The sequence below is a fragment of the Campylobacter concisus genome (genome assembly GCF_002913225.1).
Classification (GTDB): Bacteria; Campylobacterota; Campylobacteria; order Campylobacterales; family Campylobacteraceae; genus Campylobacter_A; species Campylobacter_A concisus_J.
Map to the genome: position 1 here is coordinate 14,192 of NZ_PPAW01000072.1, position 21,066 is coordinate 35,257.

At 40.0% G+C, this 21,066-nt stretch carries 21 protein-coding genes and 1 tRNA gene; 4 read left to right on the forward strand and 18 right to left on the reverse strand.

What is annotated here, in order from left to right:
- Positions 1-171: 171 nt before the first annotated feature.
- The 7 genes from CYP26_RS09805 to thiC all read right to left on the reverse strand — a co-directional run bounded on the left by CYP26_RS09805 (position 172) and on the right by thiC (position 6,149).
- Positions 172-624: a hypothetical protein gene (locus tag CYP26_RS09805; protein WP_103631251.1), complete on the reverse strand. Its 453-nt coding sequence runs from the start codon at positions 622-624 to the stop codon at positions 172-174.
- Positions 625-811: 187 nt separating this feature from the next.
- Entirely contained in the window at positions 812-1,501 is a 690-nt protein-coding gene (locus CYP26_RS09810) for a cytochrome-c oxidase (RefSeq protein ID WP_103631252.1), read from the reverse strand.
- Positions 1,502-1,579: 78 nt separating this feature from the next.
- The gene (locus CYP26_RS09815; RefSeq protein WP_103631253.1) at positions 1,580-1,987 is read right to left on the reverse strand and encodes a hypothetical protein; all 408 of its coding nucleotides are present in this window, start codon (positions 1,985-1,987) and stop codon (positions 1,580-1,582) included.
- 25 nt (positions 1,988-2,012) lie between these two features.
- A complete protein-coding gene (locus CYP26_RS09820; protein WP_103571225.1) occupies positions 2,013-3,350 on the reverse strand; it encodes a PFL family protein in 1,338 nt (445 codons plus the stop codon).
- Positions 3,351-3,359: 9 nt separating this feature from the next.
- Positions 3,360-3,626 carry an ACT domain-containing protein gene (locus CYP26_RS09825; RefSeq protein WP_002939508.1) on the reverse strand — a complete coding sequence of 89 codons (267 nt, stop codon included), beginning with the start codon at positions 3,624-3,626 and terminating at the stop codon, positions 3,360-3,362.
- 130 nt (positions 3,627-3,756) lie between these two features.
- Positions 3,757-4,857, reverse strand: coding sequence for an Mrp/NBP35 family ATP-binding protein (locus tag CYP26_RS09830; protein WP_103631254.1), 1,101 nt, complete (start codon positions 4,855-4,857; stop codon positions 3,757-3,759).
- The gene (thiC, locus tag CYP26_RS09835) at positions 4,851-6,149 is read right to left on the reverse strand and encodes a phosphomethylpyrimidine synthase ThiC (protein WP_103631255.1); all 1,299 of its coding nucleotides are present in this window, start codon (positions 6,147-6,149) and stop codon (positions 4,851-4,853) included. The genes CYP26_RS09830 and thiC overlap by 7 nt, the downstream gene beginning before the upstream one ends.
- Positions 6,150-6,298: 149 nt before the next feature.
- On the opposite strand from thiC, the gene CYP26_RS09840 reads away from it, so the two are divergent.
- From CYP26_RS09840 to CYP26_RS09855, 4 genes are read left to right on the forward strand one after another with little or no spacing between them, the layout of a single operon-like run.
- The gene (locus CYP26_RS09840; protein ID WP_103631256.1) at positions 6,299-7,417 is read left to right on the forward strand and encodes a bifunctional 2-C-methyl-D-erythritol 4-phosphate cytidylyltransferase/2-C-methyl-D-erythritol 2,4-cyclodiphosphate synthase; all 1,119 of its coding nucleotides are present in this window, start codon (positions 6,299-6,301) and stop codon (positions 7,415-7,417) included.
- Positions 7,414-8,304: a response regulator gene (locus CYP26_RS09845; protein ID WP_103631257.1), complete on the forward strand. Its 891-nt coding sequence runs from the start codon at positions 7,414-7,416 to the stop codon at positions 8,302-8,304. The genes CYP26_RS09840 and CYP26_RS09845 overlap by 4 nt, the downstream gene beginning before the upstream one ends.
- Positions 8,282-9,463, forward strand: coding sequence for a sulfate adenylyltransferase (locus CYP26_RS09850; RefSeq protein WP_103631258.1), 1,182 nt, complete (start codon positions 8,282-8,284; stop codon positions 9,461-9,463). Before CYP26_RS09845 ends, CYP26_RS09850 begins: the two co-directional genes overlap by 23 nt.
- Before the next feature lie 8 nt (positions 9,464-9,471).
- On the forward strand, positions 9,472-9,939 hold the full coding sequence (locus tag CYP26_RS09855; protein ID WP_103558370.1) for a phosphatidylglycerophosphatase A family protein: 468 nt from the start codon (positions 9,472-9,474) through the stop codon (positions 9,937-9,939).
- A 56-nt stretch (positions 9,940-9,995) separates the two neighbouring features.
- Here the strand turns inward: CYP26_RS09855 and CYP26_RS09860 are convergent, their stop codons facing one another.
- From CYP26_RS09860 to fusA, 11 genes are all read right to left on the reverse strand, one after another.
- Positions 9,996-10,562, reverse strand: a complete 567-nt coding sequence (locus CYP26_RS09860) for a hypothetical protein (protein WP_103631259.1) — start codon at positions 10,560-10,562, stop codon at positions 9,996-9,998.
- A 78-nt stretch (positions 10,563-10,640) separates the two neighbouring features.
- Positions 10,641-11,075, reverse strand: a complete 435-nt coding sequence (locus CYP26_RS09865) for a fatty-acid CoA ligase (protein WP_012001513.1) — start codon at positions 11,073-11,075, stop codon at positions 10,641-10,643.
- On the reverse strand, positions 11,076-14,171 hold the full coding sequence (ccsA, locus tag CYP26_RS09870) for a cytochrome c biogenesis protein CcsA (RefSeq protein WP_103631260.1): 3,096 nt from the start codon (positions 14,169-14,171) through the stop codon (positions 11,076-11,078).
- Positions 14,172-14,216: 45 nt separating this feature from the next.
- Positions 14,217-14,774, reverse strand: a complete 558-nt coding sequence (locus tag CYP26_RS09875; RefSeq protein WP_103631261.1) for a c-type cytochrome — start codon at positions 14,772-14,774, stop codon at positions 14,217-14,219.
- Between the two features lie 93 nt (positions 14,775-14,867).
- Entirely contained in the window at positions 14,868-16,139 is a 1,272-nt protein-coding gene (locus tag CYP26_RS09880; protein ID WP_103631262.1) for an OprD family outer membrane porin, read from the reverse strand.
- A gap of 268 nt (positions 16,140-16,407) precedes the next feature.
- Complete coding sequence (locus tag CYP26_RS09885; RefSeq protein ID WP_002941161.1) at positions 16,408-16,845, reverse strand: hypothetical protein; 438 nt, start codon at positions 16,843-16,845, stop codon at positions 16,408-16,410.
- Between the two features lie 125 nt (positions 16,846-16,970).
- The gene (locus CYP26_RS09890) at positions 16,971-17,558 is read right to left on the reverse strand and encodes a hydrogenase-4 component G (RefSeq protein ID WP_103631263.1); all 588 of its coding nucleotides are present in this window, start codon (positions 17,556-17,558) and stop codon (positions 16,971-16,973) included.
- 83 nt (positions 17,559-17,641) lie between these two features.
- On the reverse strand, positions 17,642-18,076 hold the full coding sequence (locus CYP26_RS09895) for a Dps family protein (RefSeq protein WP_009294499.1): 435 nt from the start codon (positions 18,074-18,076) through the stop codon (positions 17,642-17,644).
- Positions 18,077-18,229: 153 nt separating this feature from the next.
- Positions 18,230-18,607: a rhodanese-like domain-containing protein gene (locus tag CYP26_RS09900; protein WP_103631264.1), complete on the reverse strand. Its 378-nt coding sequence runs from the start codon at positions 18,605-18,607 to the stop codon at positions 18,230-18,232.
- 223 nt (positions 18,608-18,830) lie between these two features.
- Positions 18,831-18,907: transfer RNA gene (locus tag CYP26_RS09905), tRNA-Arg, on the reverse strand.
- Between the two features lie 78 nt (positions 18,908-18,985).
- Positions 18,986-21,064, reverse strand: a complete 2,079-nt coding sequence (fusA, locus tag CYP26_RS09910) for an elongation factor G (protein ID WP_087583697.1) — start codon at positions 21,062-21,064, stop codon at positions 18,986-18,988.
- Between the last annotated feature and the right edge of the window lie 2 nt (positions 21,065-21,066).

A 21,066-nucleotide genomic window follows, 5' to 3' on the forward strand; every position in this document is an offset into this window, starting at 1 on the left:
TGTAAATTTTGCTGTTTTGGGCGCAAAACCTAAGACAGCAAAATTTAATCATTTAAAAACTCTAGCGTCTCTTGATCGCAGCCAATACCTAAAAGCAAAATTTTCATCATTTTTTGCAAGGCTTGAAAATCTTAACTAGCTTTTAATGCATAAATTTAAAAATTTAAACGTTTAGCACTCCTCACTAAGCTCTAAATTTTCTAAACAAAGCGGCTTTTCACCCTCAAAGATCACCCCTATACCATAAGGCTCACAGATATCAAGCGCACCCTCGGCAAAGCTCATTAACCACTGCTTATCACGCGCATAAAAAGTACATTGCGGCGAGCCAAAGGGCAGGTCACAAACTGGCACGTCAAGCAAGCTAAGCTCATCATCACTCAAACAATGCTCTCGCCTAAGCTCATCTTTTAAAAAGACAAGCGCCTCTTTTATGTGTTGGTCGATATTCTTGGCAATTCGCTCTGCTAGCAAAATAGTCTCATCGTCTGCGCCAGTCTCGTCTTTACAGACAAGGCAAAACGGCACTTCTCCAAAGCTCTCGCTTTTTAGCTTCAGCTGCGCGTACCAAATAAAACCATCATCTACCGCGACTTTTTCAAGCTCGCCAAATTTCAAAGTCATTTTTTATTCTCATTTTGTATTTTGTGATCTTGCTAGCCTCTTATTGCAAAAGGCTAAATTTTAAGTATGTTTGTCGTAGGCAAAAGGGCTCAAGCGCCCAACACTTGCGAGTTAGAGCTAAATACTACCTTTCAATTTGCTGTCTTAGGCGCAAAACCTAAAACAGCAACTAAATTTAGCTCGCCGCTTAAAAGCAAAATTTCTCATCAGTGCCATTTTGCTTGCGCATAGCTTTAAAGTTAGCAAGATTGTCTTTGTCTAAAAAGTAATCTTTCTCTTTTTTATTGCTGGCTTCAAGCTTTTCTATGCCTTTTGCAAGGGCTGCTTTTCTATCTTCGTGAGGCGAGCTAAATTCTGGCGAAAACATCGCTTCATAGGCGTTTTTCTTAGTCCATTCAAGTGCTTTATCAGCGATCTCTTGTTGCTTTTTGATATCGCAAAATGCATAAGGATTAACCACGTCGCCAACAAGCTTCATAAACGCCCCTATCGCAGCCACCACGTCAGCAAATTTCTCGCCCTCCATATCTATAACACCTCTTAGCAAGATCGCGCGATTTTTTGCCACGTAAAACCAAAATACCGCATCATCGCGAAGTCCAAGATCATAAGCGCGAGCTGAGAGAACAAAAAGAGTTATCGGACTAACTAACTGTGGAGCGTCCTGCACAATCTTTTCTGCCTTTTTAAACTCCTCTACTTTGCCACTTTTTAAAAGCTCATCTATCTTGTCATAGACCTTGACATATTCCACCTTGCCAGCATTTGCTGAGTAGTAAGGCGTGACGTAGATGTCGATACTTCTTACTTTGCCGTCGTTTGCAAAGCCACATATCGCTGTAAAAAGTAGCATCGAAAGCAGTGATAAAATTTTCATTTTAGCTCCTTGTTAAATTTTTCTTTTTTTACTATCAAATTTATTAAAAAACTCGTATTTTTACATATCCTTATGAATTTAATACGCCTTTATTAGTCGTAAATTTTTTAAATTTATACCGCCTAAAAATACTCCTCTTTCAGGCTCAACCCACTCTACGACTATATTGTCTAGATCATCATTTGGCTCGCAATACATTTTTGAGCAATCATACTTTGCTACAAACTTATCACCAATGTTAAAATCCATCTGCGTAGAATTACTTGGTATGTGCAAAGTATATATTATTCTGTATTTTTCGCCCTCTTTTGTCTTTGCTGATGTCATCTTAATAAGAATGTCTTCATCATTATTAAATTTTGATCTATAGATACCATCTTTACCAATACCTGCTGCTTCAAATTTCATCTCTTTGCTATAAAATGGATATAGTGCCGAGCAACCAGATAAAAGCAAAATCATAAAAAATAGTCCAACTGCTTTCATTTTATAACCATCCTTTTAGAAACTTTTAGTTTTTAAAACTATGTATAGGCGCTGGAATTTGTCCGCCACGAGCGATGAAGTCAGCACTTGAGGCTTTATTTATCTTCATCACAGGCGCTCTTCCTAAAAGGCCACCAAACTCGATCATATCGCCCTCACGTCCAAGAGGTATGATACGAACGGCCGTTGTTTTTTGATTTATAACGCCGATAGCCGCCTCATCAGCGATCATCGCAGCAATGCTTTGGCTTGGCGTATCTGCAGGTATAGCGATCATATCAAGTCCCACCGAGCATATCGCCGTCATCGCTTCAAGCTTTTCTAAATTTAGCGATCCCGCGCGCACCGCAGCTATCATGCCCTCATCTTCTGAGACTGGGATAAACGCACCGCTTAAGCCGCCTACTTGATTGCACGCCATGACGCCACCTTTTTTGACCGCGTCATTTAGCAGAGCAAGTGCCGCAGTCGTGCCGTGCGTACCGACAGCCTCAAGCCCCATCTCCTCAAGCACGCGAGCTACCGAGTCGCCCACAGCTGGCGTTGGAGCAAGAGAGAGATCAACGATACCAAATTTAACCCCAAGGCGCTCGCTCGCCATTTGACCAACGAGCTGACCGATACGAGTGATCTTAAATGCCGTCTTTTTCACAGTCTCAGCTACTACGTCAAAGCTCTCGCCACGCACCTTTTCAAGCGCTCTTTTTACGACACCTGGGCCTGAAACACCGACATTTATCACCACATCAGCCTCGCCCACACCGTGAAATGCACCAGCCATGAAAGGATTGTCCTCGACTGCGTTTGCAAAGACAACAAGCTTCGCACAGCCCATCTCTGATGCTGCCGCTGTCTCTTTTATGATGCGTCCCATGTCACGCACTGCGCTCATGTTTATGCCACTTTTTGTTGAGCCGACATTGACACTTGAGCACACTTTTGCGGTTTGTGCTAGAGCTTGTGGGATAGAATTTATCAAAATTTCATCGCCCTTTTGATAGCCCTTTTGCACTAGAGCCGAAAAACCACCTATAAAATCAATACCAACTTCAATAGCCGCCCTATCAAGAGTCTTTGCGATCATTACGTAGTCTTTTGCATCCGTTGCGGCGCCGATTATCGAGATGGGCGTCACGCTCACTCTTTTATTGACGATTGGTATGCCTAGTTCAGCGGAAATTTCGTTGCCCACTCTAACTAGGTCTTTGGCTTTAGTGGTGATTTTTGCGTAAATTTTGTCGCAGGCTTTGCCCATGTCAGGATCGATACAGTCAAGCAAACTAATGCCCATCGTGATCGTTCTGATGTCAAAATTTTGCTCTTCGATCATCGAGATCGTTTCGGTTACGTTTTTGATATCCATCTTTTGTCCTTAAATTTTGTGCATAGCATCAAAAATGGCTGAGCTTTGGATATTTATCTTTACTTTTAGGCTCTCTCCAAGCTTATCTAGCTCCGCTCTTAAGGCCGTAAAGTCCTTATTTTCATCACTTGAAACCACCGCCATCATCGTGAAAAAGTCGCTTAAAATAGTCTGGCTTATATCGTCTATGTTTAGCCCTAGCTCGCTAAGCTTTGCTGAGACGCCAGCAACGATGCCAACTCTATCTTTTCCGACTACGGTTACGATCGCTTTCATCTTTTCTCCTGTTAAATTTTCTTTTTAATGATTGCATTTTGGCTCCAAAATTTAAGCCCTACATCAAGCAAGCCAAATTTTGGTAGCCAAATTTAATTAAAATTTGCTCTAAAATTTATCTTTTGCAAATTTACTTCGAGCAAGCACTCTTGCCGTCATTTACTGGTTGGATCGCTGAGTTATCAGCTCCGCCGCCGTTATTTATATTTTCTATTATCTCCCAAAGCCTTGCAGCTGCGCTCTCGTAGCGTTTTGCAGTGACTGAGTTTGGCTCGTAAAAGCTCACTGGCTTGCCACTATCGCCGCCCACTCTAACCGCTGGCTCGATAGGAATTTCGGCTAAAATTTGAGTGTTATAAGCCTTTGCTACCTCTTCGGTCGTGCCTTTGCCAAAGATATCATACTCTTTGCCGTTATCTGGGCAGATAAAGCCACTCATGTTCTCTATGACACCAGCGATTGGGATGTGAAGCTTCTCAAACATATCAAGCGCACGTTTGCTATCGTCAAGTGCGACCACTTGAGGCGTTGTGACGCATACGCCTGCCGTTACTGGCACGCTTTGAGCAAGGGTAAGCTGCGCGTCGCCCGTTCCTGGAGGCATATCGAGAAACAAGACATCAAGCTCGCTCCAAAGCACATCTCTTAGCAGCTGCTCGATCGCTTTCATGATCATCGAGCCACGCCAGATAAGGCTCATACCCTCTTCCATCAAAACGCCCATACTCATCATCTCCACGCCGTGACTAAGTATCGGCTTTAGTTTGTTGCCAACGACTTGTGGCTGAGTATTTACTTCACCAAGCATCCTTGGGATATTTGGTCCGTAGATGTCAGCGTCTAAAATTCCCACTTTTTTGCCTAGTTTTGCCATTGAGATGGCTAAATTTAGCGTTGTGGTTGATTTACCAACGCCGCCTTTTCCAGAGCTTACCATTACGAAATTTTTAACTTGAGGCGCGATATTTTTGCCACTTTGAGTGTTACTTTTCTCCTCAGGTATCTTTGGCTGGATCAAATTTAGCACGTACTCATTTGATCCCATGACACGTTTGATATCTGTTTTTAGCTCGTTTGCCACATCAGGATTTGAGCTAACGATCTCGACTTCGATTAAAATTTTATCGCCAAATTCGATATTTTTTACAAAGCCAAAACTAACTATATCCTTTTCAAATCCCGGATATATGACGCCTTTTAGTCTATTTAAGACCTCTTCTTTATTTAACATTTTTCTCCTTTTTCTAGATCTTTTGAAATTTTATATGCACAAAATTTTGGTCCGCACATCGAACAAAAATGAGCGCTCTTAAACGTATCTTCTGGCAAGCTCTCATCGTGAAGCTCTCTAGCCTTTTTTGGATCAAAGCTAAGCTCAAACTGCTTATTCCAGTCAAACGCATATCTAGCGTCACTCATCTCATGGTCTTTTTCGATAGCTCCAGCCTTACCAAGTGCGACGTCTGCGGCATGAGCTGCTATCTTGTGAGCTACGATGCCCTCTCTTACGTCATTTTCATTTGGTAGTCCTAGGTGCTCTTTTTGCGTCACATAGCAAAGCATGCTAGCGCCGTGATATGCCGCCATCGTACCACCTATCGCCGAGGTAATATGATCATACCCCGCACCGATATCGCTAACAAGCGGTCCAAGCACGTAAAATGGGGCGTCATGGCAGAGCTCTTGTTCGATTTTCATATTATACTCAATTTGACTTAATGGCACATGACCAGGGCCCTCTATCATCACCTGAACATCTTTCTGCCACGCACGAAGTGTTAGCTCTCCAAGCACTTTTAGCTCACTAAGCTGCGCCTCGTCTGTCGCGTCGTAAAGACATCCTGGGCGAAGTCCGTCACCAAGCGAGAGCGAGACGTCGTATTTAGCGCAAATTTCTAAAATTTGATCAAAAATTTCATAGAAAGGATTTTGCCTATTTAGCTTTGACATGTAGCTAGCACTTAGGCTGCCACCACGGCTAACTATGCCCATTTTGCGCTTTTTAACAAGCGGTAAAAACTCACGCAAAAAGCCAGCGTGTATCGTAAAGTAACTAACCCCTTGCTTTGCTTGTTTCTCTAGCACGCTTAAAATTAGCTCATTTGTGATATTTGTAACCTCTTTTGCCTCTTTTAAAATTTCATACATAGGCACCGTTCCCACAGGCACGCTTGAATGCTCTATGATCGCACTTCTAATGGCATCCAAATCGCCGTCTGTGCTTAGATCCATAACCGTATCAGCGCCAAATTCTAAGCAAATTTCAAGCTTTCTTAGCTCCGCGCAAATGTCACTGCTTAGGCTTGAGTTGCCGATATTTGCATTAACCTTTGTCTTTAGCTTTCTGCCTATGCCCATTGGCTTTAAATTTATATGATTTACATTTGCTGGGATGATGATCCTGCCGTTTGCCACCTCGTCCATCACTAAATTTTCGCCTATCCCCTCGAGCATAGCCACATAGCTCATCTCCTTTGTGAGCTCACCTCGCCTAGCATAATACATCTGCGTCTTTTCTCTCATGAGTAGCCTTTTTAAATTTATAAAAAAGCTAATTTTAGTCCTTTTTATATTTGAACTAACTAAATAAATCTAAATTTCTACTCTTTTTTAAAAAGATTTTTTCAAGTTTTAGAATGTATAATTCCGTAACAATCTTCAAAGGAGCTACCTTGCTTGATATCTCACTTATAATGCTAGGAGCAGGAAATTCCAGCCGTTTTGAGCTACCTGTAAAGAAGCAATGGCTTCGCATCGGCAGCGATCCACTTTGGCTATTTGCCACTAAAAATTTGAGTAACTTTTACACATTTAAAGAGATCATCGTCGTTAGTAAAGAGTGTAAATATATGTCTAAATTTGCTCCAAACTATAAATTTGTTGATGGCGGCGAGACAAGACAAGATAGCTTAAAAAACGCTCTTGAGCTAGTAAGTAGCGAATTTGTCCTAGTTAGCGACATCGCGCGCCCTTGCATATCAAGCGAGCTCTTTCACAAGATCATCGAGGCAGCCGCTCAGGCTGACTGCGTAGTCCCTGCGCTAAAGATCGCTGACACAGCCTATCTTGGCGAAAATGCAATCGATAGAGAAAAGGTAAAACTTATCCAAACGCCGCAGCTCTCGCGCACAGCACTTCTTAAAAAAGCTCTTAGCGGCGCTGAAATTTACACAGATGATAGCTCGGCCATGAGAGCCATTGGCGCAAGTGTTTGGCACATTTTGGGCGATGAGATGGCTAGAAAGATCACTTTTAAAGAGGATCTTGCCAAAATTTCAGCCCTAAAAGCACCAGAAAATGAGGTCTTTGTCGGCAACGGCTTTGATGTGCACGAGTTTGAAAAGGGTCGTCCGCTTGTGCTTTGTGGCGAAAAGATCGACTATGAGTTTGGGCTAAAGGCTCACAGCGACGGCGACGTGGCACTTCATGCACTAACAGACGCAATCCTAGGAGCTGCTGGGCTTGGCGACATAGGCGAGCTCTTTCCTGATACGGACGCTAAATTTAAAGATATTAGCTCTATTTACTTGCTGCAGGAGGCCTACAAAAGAGTACAAAGTGTTGGCTTTGTGCTAACAAACGCTGATATCACGATAATGGCGCAAAAGCCAAAAATCTCAAGGCTAAAATCAAAAATGGAGGCAACCATCGCACAGGCTTTAAGCTTAAGCCAGAACCGCATAAATGTAAAGGCGACGACGACTGAAGGGCTTGGCTTTGTCGGCAGATGCGAAGGGATCGCTGTCATGGCAAGCGCTAGCCTTAAATTTTACAACTGGACACAAATATGAAAATTTTAATAGTAGAAAACGAAATTTACCTAGCTGGCTCGATGGCTAGCAAACTAGCTGACTTTGGCTACGACTGCGAAATCGCAAAGAGCGTCAAAGAGGCTTTGAAATTTGAAAATTTTGACGTAGTGTTACTTTCTACCACACTCCCGGGGCAGGACTTCTACCCAGTCATAGAGAAATTTAAAAGTTCTATCATCATCTTACTCATCGCCTACATCAACAGCGACACCGTGCTAAAACCGATACAAGCGGGCGCGGTGGATTACATCCAAAAGCCATTTATGATAGAAGAGCTTGTTAGAAAGATAAGGCATTTTGAGGAATTTAGAAATTTCAAAAATGAGATCAAAAACTATGAAAACTATATAAATTTCGCCCTAAAAGACTACGAGATACCTTGTTTTGAAGCTAAAAAAATCAAATTTCCACTTCTTTTAAAATCAAGCAAAAATGGCTACAGCGATAAATTTATCTTTAACTATGTAAAGGCAAACAAAACGCCATTTTTGTTTTTGGGCAAAGCCTGTTTTAGCGAGCTTGAAAAAGCACTTTCTCAAAGTGGCAACGAGCTAATATACATCACAAACCTTGAAGAGCTAAAAGATGATGAAAAAGAGAAAATTTTAGAGCTTTGCAAAAAGAAAAAAGTAGCTATCCAAACTAGCGATTTTGCGCAAAGTGCGCCATTTGACGAGGTTGAACTATCTATCAGAGATAAAAACTTTGACATCGGCGAGATCGTCACGATCGATGAATATATAAAATATATCATCGTTAATTATCAAGATAAATTCCCCGACACCGAGCTAAGCAAAAAGCTTGGAATTTCTAGAAAATCACTTTGGGAAAAGAGAAAGAAATATGACGTCAGCAAGAAAAAATAGTGAAATTTCTATAAACACCGAAGTTTATGGCGCCTTAGAGCTTATCAAAAACAAAATTCTCTCAAATTTTAGCGCCCTGATGGATGACGAGCAGATCAAAGAGGTGGCAAAAAAGGGCTACTTTAACGGCGAGCCGATGCCCTACTCTTTTGGCTTTGCGCCATTTGGCGAGGTCAATCAAAATATCGCTAGCAAGCTGCATGCTGGTCAAAGAGTAAATTTAAATATGGACGGCAAGATCGTTGGGCACATCGACGTGGCAAAGGTCTTTAAATTTGACGAGAGTATGCGAGCTAAAAATATATTTTTAGCAAATGAGTCAAACAGCGAAATGTCACTAAATTTGGGCAAATACGGCATAAGTGGCGAGTTTGAGCTATATGATGAGAGCCTCCAAATAAGCAAAGATGCGCTAAATGAGCTGATAAAAGAGAGTGGCGCCAAGAAAATAACGGCTGTCTTTTTAACAGCTGATCCATTTAACCGCGCGCATGAACGCCTAGTTAGGATGACCATCGACAAGGCCGATCTCGTGGTTGTTTTTCTAGTAAGAACGCGCGAAGAGAGGCATATTGATTACGAGATCAGAAAGCAGGTGCTTGACTTTTTTAACCAAAACTATCTGCCAACAAAAAAGGTCTTTGTTTTCGCACTAAAAAACACGACCCTTTTTAGCTCGCACGCCAACCCAACGCTTGAGTGCATCGCGGCCTCAAGGCTTGGCGCAAACAAGCTAGTCATCGGACAAAACCACTCAGGCATTGGCATGTTCTTTGACCACAACGAGGCGCACACGATCCTTGATATCTACAAAAACGACCTAAATTTAGACGTGATCGTCCTGCCTGAGCTGGTTTATTGCAACAAGTGCAAGACGCTAGTTAGCACCAAAAGCTGCCCACACGGTCAGCACCACCAGATCAAATACCACCCAGACGTGATCAAAGAGCTGCTATTTAATGGCATAATGCCGCCAGCCATACTAGTAAGACCTGAAATTTCAGCGCTCATCTTAAGCAAGCTCTTTGTAAATCGCTTTAAAGATATACAAAAGCTCTGTGACGATCTCTTTGTAAATTCTGGGCTACTTGAAAACAAGACTGATCGCGACTTTTACGAGGAGCTAATGAAGCTTTATCAGACATCATCACTCACTTAAGGAAATTTATGCAAAAGCTATTTTTGACATTTTTTGGATTTGGACTTTTACCAAAGGCGCCTGGCACTTGGGGCTCGGTGGCTGGTGCTGTGGCAGCTTATTTTGTGTTATATTTTTTCTCAGCGACCACGCTTTTACTGGCTAGCATTTTGCTGTTTTTGGTAAGCATTAGTGTTATTGATGATTTTGAAAAAAAGGTAAATTCGCACGACGAAAGCTTTATCGTGATCGATGAAGTTGCTGGCGTTTGGCTTGCTATCGCCATTAGCGGAGCGACGATCTCACAGCTAGTTCTTTCTCTAGTACTTTTTAGAGTGCTTGACATCAAAAAACCATCGATCATTGGCCGGATCGACCGCAACGTAAAGGGCGGACTTGGCGTCATGGGTGATGATATGGTCGCTGGATTTTTCGCTGGCATTATTAGCGCGATGATATATGGTGTGGCTATGAAATTTGGCGTAGTTTTGCCGTAAGCTGGGCTAGCTATCTTGCTGGCTCTTTTTAGATTTAGCCCTCTCTGTTTTTTATTTTAAACCTCTTTTGAGATGAGAACTTTGTCGCTAAAATTTTTCTCATCCCTGCCTGCAAATTTCTCTTTGTCGTGAATTTTTCTAAAGACAATCATATTATAAAGTGAAAATTTTAGCTCTTTAAAAATGCTTAAATTTTTCACATTTTCAGGGGTTATCTCATTGCCATTTTTGTCACGTCCTTTACCACCCAAAAACAGCAAATAAACAAGCGGGGTCATGAAGTTAAATCTTAAAAGAAGTACCCAAAAGCAGTTTAAAAAGCCATGATTATATTTAATGCAAACGTAAAAGCCAAAAACGGCGTAAATAGCTATTATAAAAAGTATAGTGTAAAAAATATAAGCTAGCCCATCATCGTTTGAAACGCCTAAATACTCACATACTGCACAAAAGATAGCTACAAAGATGGGAAATATTATAAATGGGAAAACTAGATGCAGCCCAACTAGATCAAATTTACTCACATAGACTTTTATATTTCGCCTGCCAGCAAAGATCATCAACAAAATAGCTAAAACTACCGGCAAAAAGACCAAACTAGCATAGAGATCACTTATATCCAAGTTGCGCTCCTATTTTTGCTTTGTAAATTTGAGTTTTGCTAACGATGTTTTGCGTTCTTAAATTTAAAAAAGCTAAATTTACCTGCGATTTTTGCGGTTTTCTATACCTATCCTCTCGCTATCTTCGATCTCTGCAACATAGCTTGGATTTTTCTTTTTAGCCTCTTTGTCTAAAAAGCTAATAAGCTTTGCATCGGCATTTTGATGAGAGCAGATTAGGATTATAAAATTTATGTAGTTGCTAGCTTCTTTTGGAGCAACCTGATTTTTTTTCGCTGGTATTATAAATTTCTCTCCAAAAATTTGTATAAGCTCGAAAAGCTCGTTTTTGCTTAGAGTTTTATCACCAGCAAGTTCTTCAAGCTTTTCGATCGTGATCTCTTCTTCGCTCTCAGGCTCTAGCCCTCTTGCCAAGACTTGATGATCTTTGTTTTTTAGCAAAAGATAGACTAGCGCGCAAATGGCCACTATAAGCAAAAAAATAAAAAAGACTATCAAGCCTTTAAGAAGCATCTATAACCTTATGCAAAGAGAGCGTTTCGTAAATGCAAGAACGCTCATCGCTATCATAATGGCGATGCTTATCCAGACAAAATCAGGCACTGGAAGCGGATCTCCAGCTGCGTATGAGTGCATGCCAGCTAGATAGAAATTTACCCCAAAATAGGTCATTATGATCGACCAATAGGCAAAAAATGATGCAACAGCAAATGCGTATTGATTATTAAGCTTTGGTATAAATCTCATGTGAAGCACTGCTGCATAGACAAGGATCGAAACTAGCGCCCAAGTCTCCTTGCTGTCCCAGCCCCAGTATCTACCCCAGCTCTCATTCGCCCAGACACCACCTAAAAAGTTTCCAAGTGTGAGCAAGCTAAGACCTAGTATCATCGCCATCTCATTTATACGCGTTGCTTCAGTGATATTACGCGCGATCTCTGCATTTGACTTTTTCTTATTTTGCAAGATGATAAGTAGCAAAGTAAAGCCACCAAGCAGTGAGCAAAGACCTAAAAATCCATAACTTGCAGTTATGATAGAGACGTGGATAGTTAGCCAGTAGCTCTGAAGTACAGGCACAAGTGTCGTGATCTGCGGATCCATCCAGCTAAGGTGTGCAACAAATAGCGTAACGCCAGCTAATATAGATGTAAGCGCAAGTGCGATCGGACTGCGTTTTGCAAAGATGATGCCAGATAGACCAAGCGCCCAAGCGATATAGACCATCGACTCGTAGGCGTTACTCCAAGGGGCGTGCTCAGCGATATACCAGCGAAGGCCAAGTCCAGCTGTGTGCGCAAGAAAAGCTAGTAAATTTATAATATATACAGCTTTAACTATGCCATTTATCTGCACTTTTGGCGCTAACATCTTGACGAAAACAAATAGTAAAAGAGCAAGACCAGCCAAAAGATATATCGGCGTCAAGCGGTCAAATACTTGAAATTTATTAAATAAAATTTCTATATCTATTTTTTTCTCACTTGGCATGACGGCAGAGCCGTATTTGTGCTGATAGGCTGAAATTTTCTCAAGCGCCGCATCCGCCTTACTCCAGTCATTATCTTTTGTGGCTGCATCAACAGCTGAAAAATACTCTCTCATCATGCCAACTACTAGCTCAGCCTCTTTTGGCGAGAAGTACATCATCGCACTAGCTGGCGAATACCAAGAATTTGACGGATCATCTTGTTTTGGGAAAATTTTGAAAATTTCACCGATAAATATCATATAAAATACATTTAGTCTCTCGTCGATCTTTATCACATCTTTGTCGAAAGTATTGCGTGAGCCTGGGTGTTTGCGGTTTGCTATCTCGGCAAATTTTGTTAGTTTATACTCGCTTCCGCCATCTTTTGTCGCTTTAAAAAATTCATCAAAGCTTGCGTATCTTGCATTTTCATCGACGTCTAGCTCTTTTTTTAGCTCCTTGCTTTGACCAAGTGCGATGATCTTCTCATTTCGCCAAAAATCAGGCGTTACCATTATAGAAAGCATCGCTTGGTTTGAATTTAGGCTACCTATGCTCTCGCCTCTGTGAATTTTGTTTAAAACCTCTTTGCTAAGCGTATCAAATGGCTTCATCCTGCCATCTGGACTTTGCACGATGAGTCTAGCAAGCTTGTCAGCATGCTCTTTGCTGATATGCGGCAAGAAGTCCTCTGCCTTTAGCGGGCTAAAATTTAAGCCCAAAAGTAAAACCGCTATGAGCGCAGCCACTTTTTTACCGCTTTTTGTTGATTCATTATCTATTAGTTTAGCTAGCTTTCTAAAGCGGCTGTTAGGGTTTATGACATTTAGCAAGAAGCCAAGACCTAGCAAAAAGTAGCCGATATATGTCGGGATCTTGCCTGGGTCTTTATTGACAGAGAGGATCGTGCCTTTCTCGTCAGTATCGTATGAGCTTTGGAAAAATCTATATCCATCATAATCAAGCACGTGGTTCATATAAATTCTATAATCAAACCCCGGATCATTTGTGCCATCTTTTACCACAACCTCGCTTGAGTAGCTCATAGGAGAATTTGAGCCAGGATATCTTTTTAGCTCAAAGTCCTTTAGGTAGAGGCTAAATGGGAGTTTTATCTGCTGAGCTCCCCATGAAGCGTTAAATTTCTGTCCAGCCACAGCGATACGTGAAGGCTCCATTAGGTTGTAAAATACATGCATCTCTCTACTCTCACCTTTGTAGTTTAGCTCAGCTATCAACGCATTAAACTCGCTATCCTTCGAGCTAACTAGCTTTCTCGTGGCGTGCGCTGAGACTAGCCTTGGGGCGAAATTTATATTTGAGATAGTATATAAGCTACCTGTGCCAAATTCATTCACGCTGCCAGCTTTTAGCTCAGTTTTTGAGCTATCTGCCATAGTAAATTTTGAAAGATCGACACTTGAAGTAACTGTGAAATTTCCATCATTTAGTCTAAAAAGAACGTATTTTTTATTTTCATCTGGTTTAGCATTAAAGATAAAACTAATATCCCCAACCCTCGCCTCTTCTTCTTCAAGTAAAAATATCTCTTCACTTTCGCTCTCGTTTGAGACTACAAACTCAACGACAGGCTTTCCGCTATCATCATTTACAAATTTATAACTTGCATTTGGCACAAATTCTTTAAATTTTAAACTGGCCTCACCGTCTGCTGTTTTTAGCTTTAGATCAAAGCCCTTCTTTACATCAGCAAGCCCTAAAGGCATAGCTGAGCTGATTTCTTCGCCTTTGTCGTTAAGCGCTGTTAAATTTATATACGAAACCTTCGTGCTAACAACGTTTGAAGCAGTGTTTTCACGTATATGCATATCAGCTTCAAAGCCAAGATATCTTGTGATGCCAGCACCTATTAAGATGATGATAAAACCTAAGTGAAAGATGAGTGATGGAAGTTTTTTAGGATCGATTAGGTTGTATCTAAAGATGTTAAAGGCTAAATTTATACCAAGAAGTAGTTGAATGAGCGCAAACCAGCCAGCCCCATAAACATAGTACCAAGCTGCTTCGGTGCTGGTTTTGCTCTCTATTATTGTGGCGGCTCCGCTAGCTACGGCAAAGATTATCATCAAAACGATAGCTGAGCCCATACTTAAAAATAATGTTTTTGGATTTAACATCTGCTTCCTTTTATTTATATTGTGGCAAAGCTACCGAAGTGAAATTTATCTTAAATAACTGCCCTGCTTTGTTTCGGTTGAAACTGGTTTATTTTCATTTGTATCTTGATCTGCAAGTGCATCTTTGCCTTTTAGATAAGCTAGTATTGCACCTAGATCATTGTTTGAGATGATCTTAGCTTGGTTTTGCATTACGTTTTTACCGCTACCACCAAAGCTTGAGTCACTTCTATAAGAGATGATGCTGTCTTCTATATCTTTAGCATCCATGTTTTTAAGTGGTGTTGAGCCAAATGGTCTTTTGTCTGCGCTTTCGCCATGGCAGCTAGCACATTGTTTCTCATAAAGCTCTTTTCCTAAAGAGACACTATATCTACCTTTTCTATCAACACCAAATTTTAAAATTCTATTGTCTTTATAGCGTCTTGGATCTTCATCGACATAGACATTTACTTTTTCATTTCTGTCATTAGCCTGCTTTTTTGCCATTTCGGCAAGCTCTTTACCAAACTCACCACGAGCCTCAATATAATAAACCTGAGAAGCTGCAAAAGCATTTGCCACCAAAAAACACGCCAAAAAAGAAATTTTAATATTTTTCATGAGTTTCCTTGAAATTTTGCTCTAAATTTAAAAATCCCGGATCAGATTGCTCCGACCTGGGATTATATCATAAGTTGATTAACGAGCTATGAATTAGAATGAGTATTTAGCTTCAAATCTGAACTGATCTTCTTTCTTTTTGTCTTGATCAGCAAATTTTGAAGTTTTGAATGCATAGTATGAGCTAAATTCTAGCTTTTTGCTATATTGATAAGCAAATCTTGGAGTGATCTCTTCAACTTTTTCTTTACCATTTTTGCCAACAGCTGCAGCATGTTTAATATGACCTTTTATGTAATCTGCACCAACTGTAAATTTATCAAATGTATATCCAGCTGTAGCATATATCAAATTAGCTTTACCGTCAGCCCAAGTTGGATCAAGTGTAAGCTCACCTACATCTATTAGGCCACCTTTATCTTCAAAAACAAAAGATGTTACACCTTTATCTTGAACTTTCCAGCCCATATAACCTAATCTTGCGTCAAGACCAAATAGTGAAGCTGTAAGTTCACCAGCATAGAAGTTACCATCATTGTAGTTTGCAACGCCATTAGATGCATCTATGCTTTTAGATAAAGGCGCAAATGATTTTGCATCTATATCTGCATTGCTATTTACATAGTTGATTCTACCACCTAAGCTAACATCGTCACTGATGGCAAAATTTGCAGAAACATCAGCAGCAAGAAGATCAGCTAGGTTTGTTAGACTACCATACCATAGTTGGAAGTTAATAGGATCGTATGAGCCAATAACAGCTGCAGCATATAGATTGCCAACATCATAAGCTTCAAGCGATCTTACACCTTTTGTTATTTCGTATAAAGTGCCATCACTCTCATCTTCGTTGTCTTCGATAGCATCAAAAGCTGCTGCTGCTAAAGTAAGACCTTCTATATCTTGGTTTACTACCTTAATACCTGTTCCTACAGCATCATCAGTAAAGTATGAACCTATAACTTGTTTACCAGCTGTTACAGTAGTGCCACCAATCTTATAACCAAGATAGAATTGATAAACATTAAAGGCTGTTGTTGTATCTGTTTTATCTGTACCTTTGCCTGCATTATCGCCTGAACCATCAGCTTTATTGTATCTTAAGCCAATAACGCCATAAAAATTATCATCGATCGCAGCTTTAAAGTCAGTGATCATTCTAAATCCATGACCTGCTTCATTTCTGTCTTCTGCTGGTGTCGCATAAGCATTAGCACTCTTATCTCTAGTATTTGTATATCTATATCTTGCAAATCCTGAAAGATCTACGTTTTTTATAGCTTCTTCAAGTGGAGTAGCACTTGCTACACTTGAAAATGCGCCTAAAGCAACCAAAGCGGCTAAACTAATTTTTGTTAGTTTCATTTTTTCTCCTTTTAAGGTTTTTGTGTTGACGATTATAATCAATAAATTTTAAGATGAAGCTTAAAAAATCATAAAATTTTGCATTTTTGTTACCGATCGTTTACCGATTTTGACCAAAAAGAGGTATATTTTGATAATTTATCTTTCGCAAATGAGACTTTAAAAAGGAGGATAAAAAGAAAAAGGGGCCGTTGCTTTGCCCCTTAAAAGGAGTTCTAGTTTTGATTGCTGATGAAATTATATATGCTGGCAGTAAATCAACGGTAATCTAAAAAGAAATTTTCTCCTCTTTTGGTACTTCGATATTTGTTTTTATATTTTTTCTTTTTACAACTACTTCATTTTGTGGTTTTCTTATGCCATTATATGCACCCCTAGAGCCGCCCTCTTTTATAAGAAGCATGTCTATGAGCTTATCTGCGTAAAAAGTCGCATAGACAAGATCGCCCTTATCGTAATAATATCTGTTTGCACAAAAATTTGCTTTGTTTAGTTTGTGATTTTTCACATCGCTGGCTACTATCTCGTAGCAGTATTTCGAATCTTTATAGCTGACATCTTTTATGAAGCCTTTGATGGAGCTTTTTGCAGGTGTAGTTTTAGTAGCTTGCCTTGGTTGCTTGCGGACTGGTGGATTATCATCAAAAAATGAACATCCCAAAAACATAGTGGCTACTGCTAGAGGAAGTAAAATTTTAGCTTTCATCTTTTCTCCTTAATATAAAGAGCAAAGTATAGCTTTTAAGATTAAATAAAATTTGAGAGTTTTTAAAATTTGAGTTTTGTGCTTACATTAATATATTTAAATTTCTTGGGAGAGTCCCAAGAAATTTAAGCTGATACATTTAAGACGTTACCACCAAGCTCGGCGATCTTTTTGTCAAGCGTCTCAAGCGTCTTTTCGATAGTCTTTTGTGAAATTTCAGGTAGCTCTCCGCCCCAAATTTTCTTTGCGTCCTCAAAGCCCTTTGCCACGCCCTCTCTACCAGCTTTTAGCTTCTCGATATCATCTCCTGCGCCATTTAGCACAAAGCCAGCTATCCTCTCGGCTGTATTCGCAATGCCAAAAAAGCCATTTTCACTAACTAGCTCACTCGCCTCATCGCTGCTTAGCTCTCCTATAGCTTTGCCATCGTAGCCGATACTTGCTAGATCAAGGCCGGATAAAATTTCAGATAAATTTTCAGGTACGTTAAAGCTTAGACCACCTTGTGCTAGTAAATTTGAGCTAGCGCTTTGAGTGATCTCTTTTTGATACTGCAAAAAATAGCTATTTGAGATCTCTTTTGCGCTTAAATTTGAAACCTCGGGCTGCTTTTTAGAAACCTCTTTTTCATCTTTGTGAAGTGAAATTTCTGATTTTACATTTTCTTTTACACTTGAAGTGTTGTATGAGCTTACGATTTGACTGATTTGCATATTTGGCTCCTATAAGTTTATAAAAACTATATCGCCAAAAGGTAGAATTTATTTAGGGTAAAGCGGGAGAGCTCCCGCTGTGATTATTTGCCAAGTGTTGCGTTTAGCATCCAGATGGCTTTTTCAAATTTCGCTATTTGATCTTGCGCGTACATCTGAGTTGTTGTGTCGCCCTCTGCAAGCTCATCAAGCTTTTTAAATTCGCCTAAAAGATGCTTGTAGTCAGCCAAAACGATCTCTAAAACTTCAGTCGGAGTGTAGCTCTCTTTTGGCTCATGCTTGATGTGAGCGACTTTTGCTAGCTCCTCAGCCTTGACAATAGGTCTGCCACCAAGCATAAGAGCTCTCTCAGCTGCGTCATCAAAAATCTCACTCATATCCTCATAAGCTTTTTCAGTATATTCGTGGACGCTAAAAAATTGAATACCTTTTACATTCCAGTGAAGATCATGAAATTTAATGTAAAGTGCATTCGCATCAGCCTGAATTGTGTTTAACTGTAAAATAACTTTTGACATTTGTGTCTCCTTTTTTATTATTTAAATGTGGTGAAATTATATGTAGTTAGAGTTAATCACTGGTTAATCAAATAATAAAATTTATTATTTAGTATAAATTTTGACTACAAAATAAATTTATCTTGTAGTCAAATGTAGAATTTGGAGATTTGCTTATTTTTTATATGGCGTAGTTTTGTAGCCTTGCTCGATTAAACTACTCATGCCACCATCTAAATTTATAATCTTAAGATCTGAATTATCTATCGCTGCAGCTGCTGCCGTGCTTCTTCTGCCACTTCTACAAATAAGTGCGATAGGCTTTTTGATATCAACCGCCTTTGAAAGCTCATCTAAAAATGCACTCTTGTTACTTGGATCAAAAGTGATGGTCTTCGCACCAGCTATGATGCCAGTCTCTTGCCACTCAGATGGAGTTCTAATATCGACAATCTGATCATATTTTTTGATCTCATCTGGGCTTATATTAACAGTTTTAACATCGGCTGACAACATACAACAAACGGCTCCTAAAAGTAAAAATTTTTTCATCTACTCTCCTTAAATAAATTTTTGAAATGTTAGCATGGATTATTAAATATATAAAATTTTTGTTGATAAATTTTATTGATAATAAGGTCATACAAATAATTCATTAAAAAAATAAATTTATTTATATGCCAAAGATAACTACTTATAAAAATAAGAATTCTAAATATAAATGATTAAAAGCACTCTATAAAAGATTGTTATTGCATGGTATTAAAAGCATGAGTGGTGTCCCCAGCGAGGTTCGAACTCACGACCTCAGAATTAGGAATTCTGCGCTCTATCCAGCTGAGCTATGAGGACAAATTTATAAGATAGTTAAATTTTTATCCGAGTAGTTAAATTTTAAAGGGCAGATCGCTCTGCCCTATTTTTGGCTAATTAGCCATTTCTCTTTTTAATGATCTCTTCACTTACGTTTTTAGGAACTTCTTCGTAGTGATCAAATTCCATAGAGTAAGTCGCACGACCTTGAGTCATTGAGCGAAGATCTGTTGAGTAGCCAAACATTTGAGCTAGCGGACAATAAGCTGCAATGATTTTTACACCATTTCTATCATCCATTGAATTTACTTGGCCACGGCGCTTATTGAGGTCACCAATAACATCACCCATATACTCTTCTGGAGTCTCGACTTCAACTTTCATCATAGGCTCAAGGATAACCGCACCTGCTTTTCTAGCGCCCTCTTTAAAGCCCATTGAAGCAGCAAGTTTAAATGCCATTTCAGATGAGTCAACTTCGTGGTAACTACCATCGAAAAGTGTAACTTTAACATCTTCAACTGGATATCCAGCAAGAACACCACTTTGAAGCGCTTCTTTACAACCTTTTTCAACAGCTGGGATGTACTCTTTTGGAACAACACCACCTTTGATATCGTTAACAAATTCAAATCCGCTAGCAGCTGGAAGTGGCTCGATGCGTAAGAATACGTGACCGTATTGACCACGACCACCTGATTGTTTAGCATACTTATACTCTTGTTCAACTGCCTTACGGATAGTCTCGCGGTAAGCAACTTGTGGCTGACCAACTTCAGCATCAACTTTAAATTCGCGAAGCATACGATCAACAATGATCTCTAGGTGAAGCTCACCCATACCGCTAATAATAGTTTGTCCGCTCTCTTCATCAGTGCTAACTCTAAAGCTTGGATCTTCTTGAGCTAGTTTTTGAAGAGCTATCGCCATCTTCTCTTGATCTGCTTTTGTTTTTGGCTCAACTGCAACGCTAATAACTGGCTCTGGGAAGTCCATTCTCTCAAGGATAACTTTATCTTTTTCACTTGCGAGAGTATCGCCGGTTAGAGTATTTTTTAGACCAACAACAGCACCGATTTCACCAGCAAAAAGCTCAGTAATCTCTTCACGTTTATTTGAGTGCATTTTTAGTAAGCGGCCGATTCTCTCTTTGCTGTCTTGAACTGTGTTGTAAGCGTAGCTACCACTTTCAAGGCTTCCTCTATAAACACGGATAAATGTTAGCTGTCCAACAAATGGGTCAGTCATAATCTTAAACGCAAGAGCGGCAAATTCGCCATCATCTGTACTTTCAACAGTCACTTCAGTACCATCTTCATAAACACCATTTATCGCTGCGATCTCATCTGGAGCTGGTAAATAATCAACAACAGCATCAAGTAGAGGTTGGATGCCTTTGTTCTTAAACGCAGTTCCGCAAAGCATAGGTGTGATAGTCATTCTTAAGCAGCCTGCTTTTATACCTTTTTTGATCTCTTCTTCAGTTAGCTCTTCACCTGCAAAGAATTTCTCCATCAAGCTATCGTCTGTCTCAGAAACAGCTTCGATTAGTTTTGCGCGGTATTCTTCAGCTTTATCTTTAACTTCAGCCGGAATTTCTTCTTCTACATAGTCAGTTGGCTTTTTCTCGTCATTCCAAACATAAGCTTTCATTCTTACAAGATCAACCACACCTTTAAAGTTATCCTCTGCACCGATAGGAATTTGAATAGGTACTGGATTTGCTTTTAATCTTTCTCTGATCTGCTCTTCAACTCTAAAGAAATTTGCACCAATTCTATCCATTTTATTGACAAAAACGATTCTTGGTACGTGATATTTATTTGCTTGTCTCCAAACAGTTTCAGACTGTGGCTGAACACCACCAACAGAACAAAATACCGCAACAGCACCGTCAAGAACACGCATAGAACGCTCAACTTCGATGGTAAAGTCAACGTGTCCCGGAGTGTCGATTAGGTTTACTTGATAACCCTTCCAAAACGCTGTAGTTGCAGCCGATGTAATAGTAATACCACGCTCTTTTTCTTGCTCCATCCAGTCCATAGTAGCAGCGCCATCATGAACCTCACCTATTTTATGGCTCATACCAGTGAAGAACAAAATTCTCTCACTGGTAGTTGTTTTTCCAGCATCAATGTGAGCCGCAATACCGATATTTCTTACCTTATGTAAAGGCGTTTTTCTCTCTGCCATAC

Bases quoted from the DNA above. Each gene is read 5' to 3' on its own strand.
- ccsA (WP_103631260.1), bottom strand. From the start codon at position 14,171: ATGTTAAATCCAAAAACATTATTTTTAAGTATGGGCTCAGCTATCGTT.
- fusA (WP_087583697.1), bottom strand. From the start codon at position 21,064: ATGGCAGAGAGAAAAACGCCTTTACATAAGGTAAGAAATATCGGTATT.
- CYP26_RS09890 (WP_103631263.1), bottom strand. From the start codon at position 17,558: ATGCAAATCAGTCAAATCGTAAGCTCATACAACACTTCAAGTGTAAAA.
- CYP26_RS09830 (WP_103631254.1), bottom strand. From the start codon at position 4,857: ATGTTAAATAAAGAAGAGGTCTTAAATAGACTAAAAGGCGTCATATAT.
- thiC (WP_103631255.1), bottom strand. From the start codon at position 6,149: ATGAGAGAAAAGACGCAGATGTATTATGCTAGGCGAGGTGAGCTCACA.
- CYP26_RS09825 (WP_002939508.1), bottom strand. From the start codon at position 3,626: ATGAAAGCGATCGTAACCGTAGTCGGAAAAGATAGAGTTGGCATCGTT.
- CYP26_RS09865 (WP_012001513.1), bottom strand. From the start codon at position 11,075: ATGCTTCTTAAAGGCTTGATAGTCTTTTTTATTTTTTTGCTTATAGTG.
- CYP26_RS09880 (WP_103631262.1), bottom strand. From the start codon at position 16,139: ATGAAACTAACAAAAATTAGTTTAGCCGCTTTGGTTGCTTTAGGCGCA.
- CYP26_RS09885 (WP_002941161.1), bottom strand. From the start codon at position 16,845: ATGAAAGCTAAAATTTTACTTCCTCTAGCAGTAGCCACTATGTTTTTG.
- CYP26_RS09820 (WP_103571225.1), bottom strand. From the start codon at position 3,350: ATGGATATCAAAAACGTAACCGAAACGATCTCGATGATCGAAGAGCAA.
- CYP26_RS09875 (WP_103631261.1), bottom strand. From the start codon at position 14,774: ATGAAAAATATTAAAATTTCTTTTTTGGCGTGTTTTTTGGTGGCAAAT.
- CYP26_RS09845 (WP_103631257.1), top strand. From the start codon at position 7,414: ATGAAAATTTTAATAGTAGAAAACGAAATTTACCTAGCTGGCTCGATG.
- CYP26_RS09850 (WP_103631258.1), top strand. From the start codon at position 8,282: ATGACGTCAGCAAGAAAAAATAGTGAAATTTCTATAAACACCGAAGTT.
- CYP26_RS09855 (WP_103558370.1), top strand. From the start codon at position 9,472: ATGCAAAAGCTATTTTTGACATTTTTTGGATTTGGACTTTTACCAAAG.
- CYP26_RS09805 (WP_103631251.1), bottom strand. From the start codon at position 624: ATGACTTTGAAATTTGGCGAGCTTGAAAAAGTCGCGGTAGATGATGGT.
- CYP26_RS09815 (WP_103631253.1), bottom strand. From the start codon at position 1,987: ATGAAAGCAGTTGGACTATTTTTTATGATTTTGCTTTTATCTGGTTGC.
- CYP26_RS09900 (WP_103631264.1), bottom strand. From the start codon at position 18,607: ATGAAAAAATTTTTACTTTTAGGAGCCGTTTGTTGTATGTTGTCAGCC.
- CYP26_RS09810 (WP_103631252.1), bottom strand. From the start codon at position 1,501: ATGAAAATTTTATCACTGCTTTCGATGCTACTTTTTACAGCGATATGT.
- CYP26_RS09895 (WP_009294499.1), bottom strand. From the start codon at position 18,076: ATGTCAAAAGTTATTTTACAGTTAAACACAATTCAGGCTGATGCGAAT.